The 14,169-nt window shown below is 72.0% G+C and carries 12 protein-coding genes and 2 pseudogenes; 7 read left to right on the top strand and 7 right to left on the bottom strand.

The window, feature by feature from the left end:
* Positions 1–107: 107 nt before the first annotated feature.
* Positions 108–512, bottom strand: a complete 405-nt coding sequence (locus tag AC07AZ_RS27725; protein WP_478852357.1) for a hypothetical protein — start codon at positions 510–512, stop codon at positions 108–110.
* A gap of 532 nt (positions 513–1,044) precedes the next feature.
* Here AC07AZ_RS27725 and AC07AZ_RS27720 point away from each other — a divergent pair.
* The gene (locus AC07AZ_RS27720) at positions 1,045–1,476 is read left to right on the top strand and encodes a hypothetical protein (protein WP_478852355.1); all 432 of its coding nucleotides are present in this window, start codon (positions 1,045–1,047) and stop codon (positions 1,474–1,476) included.
* Positions 1,446–1,766: pseudogene (locus AC07AZ_RS27715) on the top strand (putative immunity protein); the annotation flags it as partial. The gene AC07AZ_RS27720 and the pseudogene AC07AZ_RS27715, both read left to right, overlap by 31 nt.
* On the opposite strand, the gene AC07AZ_RS27710 reads toward AC07AZ_RS27715, so the two are convergent.
* Both AC07AZ_RS27710 and AC07AZ_RS27705 read right to left on the bottom strand, forming a co-directional pair.
* The gene (locus tag AC07AZ_RS27710) at positions 1,722–1,871 is read right to left on the bottom strand and encodes a hypothetical protein (protein WP_478852456.1); all 150 of its coding nucleotides are present in this window, start codon (positions 1,869–1,871) and stop codon (positions 1,722–1,724) included. The pseudogene AC07AZ_RS27715 and the gene AC07AZ_RS27710 overlap by 45 nt on opposite strands.
* Before the next feature lie 203 nt (positions 1,872–2,074).
* Entirely contained in the window at positions 2,075–3,523 is a 1,449-nt protein-coding gene (locus AC07AZ_RS27705) for a DUF2252 domain-containing protein (RefSeq protein WP_478852353.1), read from the bottom strand.
* Between the two features lie 411 nt (positions 3,524–3,934).
* Between AC07AZ_RS27705 and AC07AZ_RS27700 the strand changes: the two genes are divergently transcribed.
* Together AC07AZ_RS27700 and AC07AZ_RS27695 are read left to right on the top strand one after the other, a co-directional pair.
* Positions 3,935–5,692 (top strand): cation:proton antiporter, encoded by a 1,758-nt coding sequence (locus AC07AZ_RS27700; RefSeq protein WP_478852351.1) that lies wholly within the window; start codon positions 3,935–3,937, stop codon positions 5,690–5,692.
* Positions 5,689–7,005 (top strand): DUF2254 domain-containing protein, encoded by a 1,317-nt coding sequence (locus tag AC07AZ_RS27695; RefSeq protein WP_478852349.1) that lies wholly within the window; start codon positions 5,689–5,691, stop codon positions 7,003–7,005. The genes AC07AZ_RS27700 and AC07AZ_RS27695 overlap by 4 nt, the downstream gene beginning before the upstream one ends.
* Positions 7,006–7,047: 42 nt before the next feature.
* On the opposite strand, the gene AC07AZ_RS27690 is transcribed toward AC07AZ_RS27695, so the two are convergent.
* Positions 7,048–7,545 (bottom strand): gluconokinase, encoded by a 498-nt coding sequence (locus tag AC07AZ_RS27690; protein ID WP_478852454.1) that lies wholly within the window; start codon positions 7,543–7,545, stop codon positions 7,048–7,050.
* Between the two features lie 300 nt (positions 7,546–7,845).
* Between AC07AZ_RS27690 and AC07AZ_RS27685 the strand changes: the two genes are divergently transcribed.
* The 3 genes from AC07AZ_RS27685 (at position 7,846) to AC07AZ_RS27675 (ending at position 11,190) form a co-directional block, all read left to right on the top strand.
* Complete coding sequence (locus AC07AZ_RS27685) at positions 7,846–8,688, top strand: SDR family oxidoreductase (protein ID WP_478852347.1); 843 nt, start codon at positions 7,846–7,848, stop codon at positions 8,686–8,688.
* Positions 8,689–8,758: 70 nt separating this feature from the next.
* Positions 8,759–10,174, top strand: coding sequence for a cytochrome ubiquinol oxidase subunit I (locus tag AC07AZ_RS27680; RefSeq protein WP_478852452.1), 1,416 nt, complete (start codon positions 8,759–8,761; stop codon positions 10,172–10,174).
* Positions 10,171–11,190, top strand: a complete 1,020-nt coding sequence (locus tag AC07AZ_RS27675; RefSeq protein WP_478852345.1) for a cytochrome d ubiquinol oxidase subunit II — start codon at positions 10,171–10,173, stop codon at positions 11,188–11,190. The genes AC07AZ_RS27680 and AC07AZ_RS27675 overlap by 4 nt, the downstream gene beginning before the upstream one ends.
* A gap of 71 nt (positions 11,191–11,261) precedes the next feature.
* Here AC07AZ_RS27675 and AC07AZ_RS27670 read toward each other — a convergent pair whose 3' ends face one another.
* From AC07AZ_RS27670 to AC07AZ_RS27660, 3 genes and pseudogenes are all read right to left on the bottom strand, one after another.
* Positions 11,262–12,842 carry a GMC oxidoreductase gene (locus AC07AZ_RS27670; protein ID WP_478852343.1) on the bottom strand — a complete coding sequence of 527 codons (1,581 nt, stop codon included), beginning with the start codon at positions 12,840–12,842 and terminating at the stop codon, positions 11,262–11,264.
* A gap of 60 nt (positions 12,843–12,902) precedes the next feature.
* Positions 12,903–13,853: a cyclase family protein gene (locus AC07AZ_RS27665; RefSeq protein WP_478852341.1), complete on the bottom strand. Its 951-nt coding sequence runs from the start codon at positions 13,851–13,853 to the stop codon at positions 12,903–12,905.
* A gap of 28 nt (positions 13,854–13,881) precedes the next feature.
* Positions 13,882–14,058: pseudogene (locus AC07AZ_RS27660) on the bottom strand (glycoside hydrolase family 15 protein); the annotation flags it as partial.
* Positions 14,059–14,169: the final 111 nt, after the last annotated feature.

The raw sequence follows: 14,169 nt of genomic DNA, 5'->3' as shown, positions 1-14,169 counted from the left end.
AGGGCAGGGATGGGCAGGGAGGGGGGGGGGGGGGAGGGGGGGGGGGGGGGGGGGGGGGGGAGGGGGGGGGGAGGGGACCCACCCCCCCCCCCCCCCACCCCGCCGTCTCAGGGCGCCCCCCGTACGCCCGCCGGCAGATCCACTCCGACCGTGTGTCCCAGCAGGTGCAACGGGCCCGCTGTCACCCCCGCGCGGTCCACGGCCGCCCAGTAGGCGAGGGCCGCCGCCCCGTCCACCAGGCCGTGGATCAGGGGGAGTTCGGGTTCCGCCGCGTGCAGCAGGGACTCCACCCGGCAGGAGGCGAGGGTTCCCTCCAGCCACGGCTGGGCCAGATATCCGGCCGCCGCCGCCGGCGGCAGTCCCTCGGCGATCTCGCGGCTCAGGTCGCCGAGGTGCAGCAGCCCGCCGCCCAGGACGAGTACGTCCCGTGCCGCCCAGGTCGGAGAACCGGTCCAGGTCGCCGAAGGACGCCTCGGGCAGGCCCAGCACCCGGGCCCAGACCTGACGTACAAGCCGTCGCATGTCGCCGCGGGAACGGGGCGCCGCGATCCGCCCTTCCCACGGTCCGGCCGAGGAAAGGGCCGGCGGGGGCGTGACCGGGAGAGCCGACGAGGCGGCGGGACGGTAGGCACCCTCCTCGAAACGGGTCCGCATCCGCCGCCGCTGCAGCTTGCCGCTCGTCGTGCGAGGGAAGGCCGACGGTGGCAGGGCGAGCACCCGTACGTCGTCGTGGCCCAGCGCGGCCCGGACCCGCCGCGCGACCTCGTCGAGGACCTCTCCCGCGCCGTGCGGCGGCCGTGCCCAGGGCACGAAGACGACCACGCGCTCCCCGCCGGTCGCAGGGTCCGTCGAGCCGATGACCACCGGGCTTCCCTGCGGCAGCCCGGGTGGGTACTTGGCCCATCGCAGCCCGGGGCCCGCAGCAGGCCCGTGCCGGAAGCGTAGTCAACTCCCGTCCGGCACCTGCCGACCGAGTCTCTTACGGATGTCTTACGGCGCTCGCCCGAGCCCCCTGGCCCTCGCGGGTCCCCCTACGGTGAACCGATGCGCACCCTACGCACGATCGCCCTGGTCGCCGCGCCCCCGCTCCTGCCGGCCGCCGCCGGTCTGACGCATCCCGGACATCTGAGCGCGGCGACGGCCGGCCACCGGGCCGGCCTGCACATCGTCCTGCTGCCCGTCTTCCCGCTCCTCGCACTCGGCCTGCTGGTCCCGCTGTGGGGCCGGCCGGGCCGGGATGCCGAGGGTGTGCTGACGGTCGTCGTCTGGGCCGGGAGTCTGGGCTACGCCGCCTACTACACCGGGCTGGACGCGGTCGCCGGAATCTCCGCCGGCACGGTCGTCGGGCACGGCGTACACGGGGCGGCGGGACCGCTGTTCACGACCGGCGGCGGCATGCCGGGTCCGAAGCCGCCCTGCCCGGCGCGAGCACCGAAGACGGAACGATGGCGGGAGCAGCGGGCGAGGTCGTACTGAGCATGCGGGACCTCCGTGAAGTCACCCGATTCGCCGCGGCGTGCGCGGAGTCGGCGCTGGAGATCTTCGAGGCCGACCAGCCGCAGGACTCGCGGCCACGAGACGCCGTCGGTGCCGCGTGGGACTTCGCCCAGGGTGGGGAGCGCGGCAGATCCCTGCGCGACCGGGCGTGGGCGGCCCTCAGGGCGGCCAGGAGCGCGGACACCGCGGCTGCGCGCGAGGCGGCATGGTCCGCGATGTCCGCGTCAGGTGCCGCCTACCTGCATCCGCTGGCGAAGAGCACCCAGGTCAAGCACATTCTCGGAGCCGGCGCGCATGCGGCCCGAGCGGCCGAACTCGTCGCCGGCGACGATCGCAGTGTGGGTGCCGAACATCTGCGGCGGGCGATGCGTCATGCGACACCGGCCCTCGTCGACGTGCTCACTCGCTTCCCCACGGCTCCGGAAGGTGGCGGACGGGTCGGTGAGTTGATCCGCGCACTGGACACCTGGGTGCGTTCACTCCCACTCACCGAGTGGCCCGGCGTGCCGCAGGCGCGGCCCCACGCCGAGGGATGTGCCAGGTCCCCACCCAACAGAGGGCAACGCCCTCGACCCGGTCACTGCTTCTTGCCGCCTGCCGTGGCCTGGACGTCCGCTGCGGGCAGCCGGCCCGCTTGTACCGCGTCGACCAGTGCCTGGTGGTCGCGCTCGTTCTGGTCGGCGTACGCCTCCGCGAAGGTCACCAGGGCCCGGTCGAAGGAGTCGCCGCTGCCCAGGTAGGAGGCGATCGCGATCCGGTCACCGGACCGGGCGTGCGCGCGGGCCAGGGTGATGCCGCAGACGCCGCCGAACGCCTCCAGTTGTCTCGGCGACATGGTCTCCGGCATCGCGATGCCCTTCCAGTCGCGCAGTTGGCGGACGTAGAAGTCGCGGCGTCTGCCGTCGATCCCGTCCACCCGTTCCCAGCCGAGGAAGATGTCGCTGGCCGCCTGCATCAGCCGCTGTCCGGCGACCACCCGCTCGCCCTGGTTGCGGTACTGGCTTGCTCCGACGTGTTCGGCGAGCACGGAGGTGTCGGCCTCCTTGGCCTGGAGGAACAGGGGATCGCGGCCGTCCCGCCCCAGGAGGAGGAAGATCCAGCACCGGGTGCCGACGCTGCCGACCCCGACCACCTTGCGGGCGACGTCCGCCAGCCGGTAGTCGGTCAGGAGGAAGCGCCGGTCGGACGGCAGGGTGGCGCCGTACCGCTCGACCAGGCCCTGGAACTGGCGTTGCAGGGCGGCGCGTTCGGTGTCCGGCAGCAGGTCGGCGATCGGTGTCAGCAAGGGTGGATCGGCCGCGATCACCGGTCGGCCGTCGACCAGGTGCGTGAGCTTGCCGAACGCCTGGAGGGTGTCGTGGGAGCGGGCCCTGGTCATGGCGCGGGACAGCTTCTTCTGCCCGCTCCTGTGCAGCCGGGCCGCGGCGAGGGACTCGAGACGGGCCGCGTCGATCTTCGTGTACCAGACGTCCAGATTGCTCATGCCGGCGAAACGCCTCATGGCCTCGCGGTACGAGCGCACGGTGCCCGTCACGACGCGGGCGCGCTCGGCGTCGTCGAACCCGTTGGCGCGGGCGGCGATGACGAAACTCGCCGACAGTCGCTTGACGTCCCACTCCCACGGTCCGGGCAGGGTCTCGTCGAAGTCGTTGATGTCGAACATCAGATCCCGCTCCGGGGACGCCAGCAGCCGGAAGTTCAGCAGGTGCGCGTCCCCGCAGAGCTGGGCGGTGATCCCGGAGCGGGGGGTGGCTGCCAGGTCGGACGCCATGATCGCCGCCGCGCCCCGGTAGAAGCGGAACGGCGACTCGCTCATCCGGCCGTATCGGATCGGCACCAGTTCCGGGACTCGGGTCGCCGACTGCGCCTCCAGGATCGCCAGCGGGTCCGGTCTGCGCGCGGACGGCTTGTAGACGGCGTGGCCGGACCGCGGTGTTCGGCGCCGGGCCGCCTTGCCCAGCGCCGCGCGTTCCTCGGGTGTGGCGTGAGGCGTCGCCCGCATCGCCGTCGTCGCATGCTCGGGCATGGATGACCCTCCTGCCTGGCCCTGAGGCCGTAGGACAGCCCGGGGCCACGGCGGCCCGGAGCGGGCGCGGACTCCCCTCAACCGTAGAGCCGCCCCGGTCCCCCCGCACGGCAGCGCGGCTCGGCGGCCTGGTGCGGGGGAGGGGTCGGTGCGGGCGTCGCGGACCACTCGCCGTTGAGGCCGGGAGCGAGGGTGCCGCTTCCGCCCGCCAGTCCGCTCGCGGCTGCCTGCCCCCGTGCCGGAGGGGACGACGACGCCCGGACACCTGTTGTCGCCCCCTCCGGCTGTGCTCCGGGCCCGCCGGGGCTGATGGGGTGGTGGGAAACGTGTCCAGGGTCGATCGGTGGGCGCGGGACCAGGCCACGAGGTTCAATCTCACGGGCCCGGTGCGTCAAGCGGAAGAAGATCGCTGTGAGCGGTGAGGACATTCTCCTGGGCATCGCCCTGACCGTCGCTCTCGCCACGGGCTCGCAGATCCTGGCGAACAAGCTGCGCGTTCCCGCGCTGATCATCCTCCTGCCGGTCGGCTTCACAGCGGGCGCCCTGACCGACGTCATCCATCCCGCACGGCTCGTCGGCCCGGACTTTCCCGCACTGGTCTCGCTGTCCGTCGCCGTGATCCTCTACGACGCGGGCCTCGGGCTGAACATGCGCAACCTGACCGGTGCCACCCGCTCAGCCGTCGTGCGGCTGCTGATCATCGGCATCGTGGTCACCTTCTTCGTCGTCGCGGGCGCGGGGCCCGCCCTGTTCGGCATCCCGTTGCGGGTGGCGGCGATGATCGCGGTGATCCTCGTGGTGTCCGGTCCCACGGTCGTCGGTCCGCTGCTCGAATACGTCCGGCCCACGGAGAAGGTGCGGCGCATCCTGGTCTGGGAAGGCACCCTGACCGACCCGATCGGGGGCATCCTCGGGGCCGTCGTCTTCCATGCCGTCGCCACCAGGCACCGGATCGACATCGGCCGGGGCTACCAGATCGGCCAGTTCCTCATCAGCATGGGCGTCGGCCTGGCGGGCGGTGCGGTGGGCACCGTCATCCTGTGGCTGGCGCTGCACAAGCTGCGACTCGGTGAAACCCTCGGCACCCTGGCCCAGTTGGCGACGGTGATCCTGGTGTCGGCGGGGTGCGACATCGCCCGTGACGACACCGGGCTCATCGCCGCCATCGTCACCGGGCTCGCGATCACCAATCTCCCGGGGCTGGACATGCCGGCTCGCCGGCCCTTCCTGGAAACACTCGTCCAGATGATCATCGGCCTGCTGTTCGTCTCCATCTCCTCCGCCGTCACCCCCGCGTCCGTGGTGCCCGTGCTCGTCCCCTCCCTCGTCCTGATCGCCGTTCTCGTCCTGCTGGTGCGGCCGCTCGTCGCGTTCGCCTCGTCCCGTGGTTCCGACCTGACCGTGGGCGAATGGGGCTTCGTCGGGTGGATGGCGCCCCGCGGCATCGTTGCCGCCTCCACCGCGTCCGCCTTCGCCTCCAGCCTGGTGGAGGACGGACTGCCCGGGGCGTCGAAGATCCTGCCGATCACGTTCCTCGTGATCGTGGGGACGGTCCTTCTCTACGCCCTGACCGCCGCGCCCGTGGCCCGGAAGCTGGGCGTCGTCCGCTCGGCACGGACGCGGCCGCTCCTGGTGGGCGGGGCAGCGTGGGTCATCGACCTGGGGAAGGCGTTGAAGAACACGGGACTTGACGTGCTGATGTGGGCCGGGCTGGACGAGGAACGCGAGCGGATCACCGCGGCGGGCATCGAACTCGCGCACGGGGAGATGCTGGCGACCGCGACGAATCCACGCGCCCGCCTGGAGGGCGTCACCGCGGTGTTCCTGCTCACCGACGACGACGACTTCAACGCTCTCGCCTCGGTCGTCATCAAGGACAACGTGCGCGGGCCGGTCTACCGGGTGGGGCCGCCCCGCGACAGTCACGGGGTGGTCGCCCCCTACACCGGCGGCGACATCCTCTTCGGTCAGGCACTGGTCCGTCACCGTCTGGCCGACCGGTACCGGCACGGGGCCCGCTTCCACGTGCAGCCCGGCTCCCGGCCGATCCCCCCGGACTGCGACATCCTGTTCGTCGTGCGCGCCGACGGTCAGCTCGCCCCGGTCACCGGAACGCAGACGGTCACGCCGCTGCCCGGCGACACCGCCGTGCTCATGGGCACCGTATGACCACGTGGGCCGCCCGATTCCGGCTACGGCAGTACGCCAAGGCGAGTCTGTGGATCGTCCCGCTGTTCGGGCTCGTGCTCGGGGTCACCCTCGCAGAGGTCGCGTCCGCCGTCGACGGCGCGTCCTGGCTGCCGAAGAGCTGGGACTACTCCGCCTCGACCGCGAGCAGCGTGCTCAGCTCGGTGGTCGGTTCGATGATCGCCCTGCTCGGGTTCGTCGTCACCATCGGCGTCCTCGTCATCCAGCAGGCCACCGGTACCCTCTCCCCGCGCTACATGCGGCTGTGGTACCGCGACCGGCTCCAGAAGGCCGTGCTGGCCACCTTCACCGGCACCTTCGCGTTCGCCTACACACTGCTGCGGAGCATCGAGACCGACTCGGTGCCCAACCTCGGTGTGACCCTGGCGGGCATCGCCGTCTCCGTGAGCCTCCTGCTTCTGCTGGTCTACCTCAACCGCTTCACCCACAACCTCCGGCCGGTGGCCATCGCCGACATCGTCGGACGCCAGGGTGAAGAGATCCTCGACAACGCCGCGGTGCGGCTGCGGAGTACGAAGATGTCCGACGGCCCCCTTCCGGCGGCGGGCCCGGTGAACCGGATCAGGTCGCAACGCGGGGGCGTCATCCAGGCGTTCGACGCTCCCGGCATGGTCGCGCTCGCGGCCCGGCACGACTGCGTGCTCGTCCTGGGCGCCTCCGTCGGCGACTTCGTGCCGCCCGGCGGCACCGTCGTCGAGATCCACGGCGGTGCGCCGCTGCCCGAGGCGAGCCGGGTGACCGGCCTCCTCGCCCTCGGCACGGAGCGCACGATCGAGCAGGACCCGGCGTTCGCGCTGCGCATCCTGGTCGACATCGCCATCCGCGCCCTGTCCCCGGCCGTCAACGACCCCACGACGGCCGTCCAGGTGCTGAACCACATCGAGGCGTTCCTGCACGAGGTCGGACGCGTCGGACCCCGCAGCCACTACGTGTTCGCCGACGACCGCGGCCGGCCGCGTCTGGTGCTGCCCGGCCGGCCCTGGGAGAGTTACCTGGACCTCGCCGTCACCGAGATCCGCGACTACGGAGCGAGCTCCGTGCAGGTCTGCCGACGGCTCCGGGCCCTCCTCGAAGGTCTGCTCGCCACACTCCCGGCCCAGTGCGGGCCGGCGCTGCGGGCGGAGCTCGACCTCCTCGACGAAGCGGTCGACAGGGAGTTCGCCGACGCACCCCGCCGGGCCCGCGCACGAACGGCGGACTCGCAGGGCATCGGAGGGCGGCGTGCCCGGGACCTGTTCCCCGGCGCGCCACCGTCCGGCGAGAGCCGCCCCTAGGACGTCTCCAGGTCCGCCGCCGTGCCCCGTGGCCGGTTCGGGTCAGTGCCGGCGGGCCTCGAACTCCGCGAGGCCCCTCTCGACCGTCTCCAGGATCTCGTCGGGGCCGGCAGCGGCGTCGACCGTCAGCCCGGGCTCGTCGTCCCTCAACGGCTCGAGGCCGGCGTACTGCGAGTCGAGGAGCGCGGCCGGCATGAAGTGCCCCGTCCGGCGGGTCATCCGCGCCCGTGCGACCTCCGGGTCCAGCGCCAGGTGGAGGAACCACACACCAGCCCCGGCCGCGCCGAGGAGCCGACGGTAGGCGTACCGGAGGGCCGAGCACGAGATGACGGTGCCTTCCCCCCGCTCGGTCGCCGCCCGGATCGTGGCGGCGACGGCGTGCAGCCACGGCTCGCGGTCCCGGTCGTCGAGGGCGTCGCCGGCCGACATCCGTGCCACGTTCCGCGCCGGGTGCAGGTCGTCGCCCTCCACGAACGGCACACCGCGGCGGTGGGCGAGCAGCCGGCCCATGTGTGTCTTGCCCGAGCCGGACACGCCCATCACCACGACGATCGTCGGTGCCTGTGTCGATCCCGCCACGCTGCTCCTCGCGGTCGTCCACCCGAACCCGCCCACCGGGCACAGCTTCCAGCAGGGGCGGGCCCGGGGAACCGGTACGCCGCCACGTACCCCACGGGGTGCACCCGGACGGGCGCACGACCGACGCCCCGACCCGACTGCCTCCTACGGGGGACATCCCTGCACCTGATGGCCGAGCGCTCAGCGAGCCTGGCCCCGCTCCCGCAGGCGCGCGTACAGGGTGCCGCCGTAGCGAACCGCACTCTACGACGGGAGACGACCATGGCCTCGGCCTCGGCCTCGGACCAGCGACGGCTTGCCCTGCCCCCTGTGCTGCGCGGACAGAAGGCGCTGGTCACCGGCGCGAACTCGGGCATCGGCAAGGCCACCGCCATCGGCCTCGGGCGGGCCGGCGCCGACGTCGTCGTGAACTACGTCTTCGGCCGGGAGGCGGCCGAAGAGGTCGTCGAGGAGATCACCTCGTTCGGCGTGAAGGCGTACGCACACGAGGCGGACGTCTCCGACGAGGGCCAGGTCGTCGCCATGATCCAGCGCATGATCGAGGAGTTCGGCACGATCGACGTCCTGGTCGCCAACGCCGGCCTGCAGCGCGACGCCGCCAGCACCGACATGACACTCGCCGAGTGGAACAAGGTCCTGGAGGTCAACCTGACCGGACAGTTCCTGTGCGCGCGCGAGGCGGCCAAGGAGTTCGTGCGCCGCGGCGTGGTCCCCGAGGTGTCCCGCGCGGCCGGGAAGATCGTCTGCATGAGTTCCGTCCACCAGATCATCCCCTGGTCGGGCCACGCCAACTACGCGGCCTCCAAGGGCGGCGTCCTGATGATGATGCAGACCCTGGCGCAGGAGTTCGCCCCGAAGGGCATCAGGGTCAACGCCGTCGCACCGGGCGCCATCCGGACCCCGATCAACCGCAGCGCCTGGGAGACCCCCGAGGCCGAGGCCGACCTGCTCAAGCTGATCCCCTACCGCCGGGTCGGCGACCCCGACGACATCGCCCACGCGGTGACGCTGCTCGCGTCCGACCTCATGGACTACGTGGTCGGCACCACGATCTACGTGGACGGCGGCATGACACTGTTCCCCGGCTTCGCGACCGGAGGCTGACCGGCAGGTGGACCTCGCGACGCAGCTTCTCAGCAGCACTCCGCCCCAGCTTCTGCCCGCCCGCGAGTTGATGGCGTTCACCCTGGCCACGCACATCCTGCTGGTGCCGTTCGGGGTGGCGCTGCCGTTCATCACGCTCGTCATGCACCACCGCGGGCTGCGGCGCGGTGACGCGACCGCGCTGCTGCTCGCCCGCCGGTGGTCTGCCGTCATGGCCGTGCAGTTCGCCGTGGGCATCGTCACCGGCACGGTCCTGTCCTTCGAGTTCGGCCTCCTGTGGCCCGGCATGATGGGCCGCTGGGGAGACGTCTTCGGCCTCGGGTTCGGCGTCGAGAGCTGGGCGTTCTTCCTGGAGGCCATCCTCATCGCGATCTACCTCTACGGGTGGCGCAGGCTCAGGCCCTGGACACACTTCTGGCTCGGCGCCCCGCTGCCGCTCGCCGCCCTGCTGGGCGCGTTCGGCATCATCGCCGCGAACTCGTGGATGAACACCCCGCAGGGCTTCACCCTCGACGCGGGCGGCAACCCGGTGCACGTCGACGTCCGGCAGGCCGTCTTCACGCCCATCTTCGGGCCCGAGTACTGGCACTTCGTCTGTGCCATGTTCCTCACCGCCGGCTATGTCGTCGCCGGGGTCTACGCGGTCGGCTGGCTGCGCGGCCGCCGCGACCGCTACCACCGCCTGGGCTTCACCGTGCCGTTCACCGTCGCCGCGATCCTGACCCCGGTGCAGTTCTTCCTCGGCGACCACATCGCGCGGCAGGTCTACCAGAAGCAGCCGGTCAAGTTCGCCGCCGCCGAACTCGTGTGGAACACCGACACCCATGTCCCCGAGTACCTGTTCGGCCGCCTCCAGGAGGACGGCACCATCAAGGGGGGCATCAAGATCCCCCAACTCGACTCCATCCTGGCCGGGTTCAGACCCGACACCAAGGTCACGGGTCTCACCTCGGTATCCGCGGCCGACCGCCCCACCGCGACACAGGCCACGATCGTGCACTGGGCCTTCGACATCATGGCGACCGTCGGAAGCGTGCTCATCCTGCTCGCCCTGTGGTACGCGTGGTGCTGGTGGCGGCGCCGCGACCTGCCCCGCTCACGCTGGTTCTTCCGCTGCGCCGCCCTGGCCGGCGCCGCCAGTGTGCTGTGCGTGGAGTGCGGCTGGATCACCACCGAGGTGGGCCGCCAGCCCTGGATCGTCTACCAGAACATGCGGGTCTCCGAAGCGGTCACCCCGACCCACGCCGCGTCCCTGTGGACGATGTTCGGCATCGTCGTCCTGGTCTACGTCCTGATCTTCGGGGCGTTCCTCACCGTGCTGCTCAAGATGCGCACCCGCTGGCGGCTCGCCGGCGACACCACCGCGCCCGCCGAGGACCCCGAGAGCGACACCCCGTACGGCCCGCGACCCGAACTCGCCCCCACCGCGCCCCAGCCGCCCCCGCCGGACACCACACCCCGGCACACCTCCGGAGGCACGGAGTGAGCGCCGACGTCCTGTCCTGGGTCCTGCTTCTGGCGATCGCCGCCTACGCCTGCGGCGGTGGGGTCGACTACGGCGCCGGGTTCTGGGACCTCCTGGCCGGCGGCGCCGCGCGCGGCCGCCGTCCGCGGTGGCTGATCGACCACGCCATGGCCCCCGTGTGGGAGGTCAACAACGTGTGGCTCGTCTTCGTCCTGGTCCTCATGTGGACCGGCTTCCCGGTCTTCTTCCAGACCGTGTTCACGGCTCTCTGGCTGCCGCTGGCGCTCGCGGCGGTCGGCATGGTCCTGCGCGGTGCCGGGTTCGCCCTGCGCAAGCCCACCCGACGTCTCGCCGCACGCCGCGTCTACGGCGCCGTCTTCGCCCTCGCCTCCCTCCTCACCCCGTTCTTCCTGGGCACGGTCATCGGCGGCGTCGCCTCCGGCCGGGTCAGGCCGGGCAGCACCGCCTCCGCCGACGCCTGGGCCAACACCACCTCGGTCGTCGCCGGGCTGCTCGCCGTCTGTGCGACCGCCGTCCTCGGCGCGGTCTTCCTCACCGCGGACGCCCGCCGCTTCGGCGCCGGCGAACTCGTCGGCTACTTCCGCCTGCGAGCCCGGCTCGCCGTCGCGGCTCTGGTGATCGTCGGCGTGGTCGGGCTCGCGGTGACCGCCGACGACGCCTCGTACGTGCACCACGGGCTCACCCACGGGTTCGGGCTGCTCCTGGTCCTGCTGTCGGTGGCGGCCGGCGCGCTCACCGTCGTCCTGGTCGGTGGACCGGCCCTGGGCTGGGCACGGTACAGCGCGGTGGCCGCCGTCGCCCTGGCTGTCGCCGCCTGGGGCGTGGCCCAGCGGCCCTACCTGGTGCCGACCTCGCTGACCGCCCAGGACGCCGCCGGGGCGAGCGCGACCCTGCGGTGGCTGCTCATCGTGTCGCTGGTGGCGCTCCTGCTCATCGGACCAGCCGTGACGCTGCTCTACCGCCTCGACACCCACGGCACCCTGGAGCCGCTCACCGACGAGGACGTCGCGAGCTGACCCCCCTGCCGTGCCTGCTCCGACTGCACGGCAGGGCCGGCCGGGTGGGCGCGTGAGCGGGGCGGGGCCGTTCAGCGCAGGCGCTCCGCGATGCGGTCGCCGACCCGCAGGGCGTTGGCGATGGCGGTCAGCGACGGGTTCACCGCCCCGATGCTCGGGAAGAAGCTGGTGTCGACGACGTAGAGGTTGTCGACGTCGTGGGCCTTGCAGTCGACGTCGAGGGCCGAGGTCTGCGGGTCGGTGCCGAAGCGGATGGTGCCGGCCTGGTGGGCGGTGGCGCCGATCGGCATGCCCTTGTGCAGGTAGAGGCTGTGCGACAGCAGGTGGTGGGGGTGCATGCCCAGGTGGCCGAGCATCTTCTGGAGCTTGTGCCGCAGGCGCGTGAGTCCTTCGGTGTTGTTCTTCTCGTCGAGCGCGAGGTGGATGTTGTCGTCGCCGTCGAGCGTGACGCGGTTGTCGGGGTGGGGGAGATCCTCGCCGCACAGCCAGAAGTCCACCGCGTGGTGGGCCAGTACCTCGAAGGGGACGTCCGGCGAGGCCGCGCCCGCCCACCGCGGTGCCTCCCCCCGGATCTGGTCGGCGTCCGACTTGCCGAGCATCTGGATGCCGCCCAGCGGGTAGTCCCAGTCGTCCGCGCCCAGGTACCAGTCGTTGAGAGCGAGGGTCTTCTGGAACTGCGTGTCGTTGGGTTCCTTCGAGACCGCCATCAGCGCGAGGTTGTTGTGCCGCATGTAGTGGCGGCCCACGACTCCGGAACCGTTGGCCAGGCCGTCCGGATGATGTTCGCCCGCCGAACGCAACAGCAGAGCGGCCGAGTTGACGGCGCCGCAGGCCACCACCACGATGTCGGCGGAGTACTCCGCGACCGTCCCGTCGTCGAGTTCGGTGATCACCTTGTCGACGCTACGGCCGCTCGGGCCGGTCTCCAGCCTGCGGACGTCGGCCCCCGTGACCAGGGTGACGTTGTCGTGCTCCAGGGCCGGGTCGACGCAGATGACCTGCGCATCGGCCTTGCCCTGCACCAGGCACGGGAATCCGTCGACCCGGTCGCAGCGGATACAGACGCTCCCGTGTGCCGCGGCGCCCCGGGCGTCCTGGGTGAGGTTGACGCCGATCGGCAGATGGAAGGGGCGCAGGCCCTGCTTCTCCAGGTCGTCGCTGAGCTGCTGGATCCGCGGCTCGTGTTGCACCGGCGGGTAGGCGTACGGGGCACTGGCCGGTCCCTCGGTGGGGTCCTCACCGTGGCGGCCGTGCACCAGGTACAGGTGCTCCGCCTCGGTGTAGTAGGGCTCCAGATCCTCGTAGCGCATCGGCCACGCCGGTGAGATGCCGCCGTGGTGGCGCAGCTCGCCGAAGTCCTCGGGGCGCAGGCGGAACAGGGCGGCTCCGTAGAACTTCGTGTTCCCGCCCACGTAGTAGTTGACCTCGGGAGGGAACGTGTCGCCGTGTTTGTCGTACCAGAACTCCTGGGCGCGGTACTTGCCCTTGACGAAGACCGCGGTGGACTCCCAGTTGTCCCGCTCGCGGGGCAGGTATCCGCCGCGTTCCAGGAGCAGGACGCGCTTGCCGGTGGGAGCCAGGCGGTGGGCGAGCGTGCCACCGCCCGCTCCGGTGCCGATGACGATGACGTCGTAGTGCTCGGTTCCTGCCATGGGGGCCGCCTCCGATCGGAAGTGGGTGCCGGGGTGGGGGCGGGCCGGCCGGCCCGCGGGTCAGAGGATGGCGATCGGGTTGACGGGGGAGCCGGTGGCCGCGGGGAGCCGCAGGGGGGCGACGACACACAGGAACGACCAGCGGTTCGTCTCCTCGCACCGGGGCACCAGGTCCTCGAACTGCAGGTAGTCCATCAAGTGCAGTCCGAGGGCGTGAACCGCCAGGACGTGGACGGGGAAGTCCACGCCGTCGGTGAGGCTCGGAGCCGTGTCGTTGTTGCTGTCGCTGCCCAGCGCGGCGACCCGGCGCTCGGCCAGGAATTCCATCGCGGCGGGGTGGAGGCCGGCCCGGCTGCGCGAGGCGTCCCACGGCCCGGCCTCCTGACGCCTGCGGCGGTGACCGACCCGTACGAGAAGGACGTCCCCGGACCGCACCTGCACGCCCTGGGCGGCTTCCGCGGCCCGGAGGTCGTCGCCGGTGACGTGGTCACCCGGCTCCAGCCACGGCACGTCCCGCAGCCGCGGGATGTCGAGCAGGACACCACGGCCGACGATGCCGTTGCGCACCAGCTCGACGGACAGCTCGGTGGCACCCTCGGCCGTCACGGTTCTCGCGGGGACGCCTCCGTAGAGCGTGCCGTTGTATACGACATGACACAGGGCGTCGAGGTGGCTGTCCGCGTCGCCGTGGACGTGCATGGAGAAATGGTCCGTGGCGAAGTGCAGCCCGTCCGCCGCTGCCTCGGACTCGGGGCGGCTGGTGAGCCGGTGGCCGGCCGGGTGCGGGTTGTCGGGGGCCACCCGGGTCTCGACCGGCGACGACAGGGACACGGTCACACCCGAGACGACCTCGGCGGCCGCGGCGAGGATCGTCGTGGGAGTGATGGCGGCCAGCGCTCCGCGGCCGTCGGCCGGGTGCGGCCGGCCCGAGGCGTCCGCCTGCTGCCGCAGTCGCGCGTACAGGGCGTCGAAGGCGGCGCGGCTCTGCCGGCGGCCCTCACGACGCGGCACGTCCGGCGCCGGCCGGCGCTGTCCCGGCTCAGCTGTGCTGCCGCTGCCGGTCAATGGCCTCGTCCAGGGTCGATGCCGCCATGATGAGCGACAGGTGGGTGAACGCCTGCGGGAAGTTGCCGAGTTGCTCGCCGCTCGGGCCGATCTCCTCGGCGAACAGGCCGACGTGGTTGGCGTAGGTGTGCATCTTCTCGAAGGTGTAGCGGGGGGGGGGGGGGGGGGCCTGGGGGAGGGGGGGGGGGGGGGGGGGAGAAGGGTAGAAAGTGAGAAGGGCCTCCCCACCACATAAGACCTCCGGCGAGGAGGGAAGATCTCT

It is taken from the genome of Streptomyces sp. NPDC043878 (assembly GCF_056435735.1).
Note: the sequence above shows the minus strand (reverse complement) of the source record. Positions and strands in the feature narration are given on the sequence as shown.

Bases quoted from the DNA above. Each gene is read 5' to 3' on its own strand.
- AC07AZ_RS27720 (WP_478852355.1), top strand. From the start codon at position 1,045: ATGCGCACCCTACGCACGATCGCCCTGGTCGCCGCGCCCCCGCTCCTG.
- AC07AZ_RS27710 (WP_478852456.1), bottom strand. From the start codon at position 1,871: ATGACGCATCGCCCGCCGCAGATGTTCGGCACCCACACTGCGATCGTC.
- AC07AZ_RS27705 (WP_478852353.1), bottom strand. From the start codon at position 3,523: ATGCCCGAGCATGCGACGACGGCGATGCGGGCGACGCCTCACGCCACA.
- AC07AZ_RS27695 (WP_478852349.1), top strand. From the start codon at position 5,689: ATGACCACGTGGGCCGCCCGATTCCGGCTACGGCAGTACGCCAAGGCG.
- AC07AZ_RS27690 (WP_478852454.1), bottom strand. From the start codon at position 7,545: ATGGGCGTGTCCGGCTCGGGCAAGACACACATGGGCCGGCTGCTCGCC.
- AC07AZ_RS27685 (WP_478852347.1), top strand. From the start codon at position 7,846: ATGGCCTCGGCCTCGGCCTCGGACCAGCGACGGCTTGCCCTGCCCCCT.
- AC07AZ_RS27680 (WP_478852452.1), top strand. From the start codon at position 8,759: ATGGCGTTCACCCTGGCCACGCACATCCTGCTGGTGCCGTTCGGGGTG.
- AC07AZ_RS27670 (WP_478852343.1), bottom strand. From the start codon at position 12,842: ATGGCAGGAACCGAGCACTACGACGTCATCGTCATCGGCACCGGAGCG.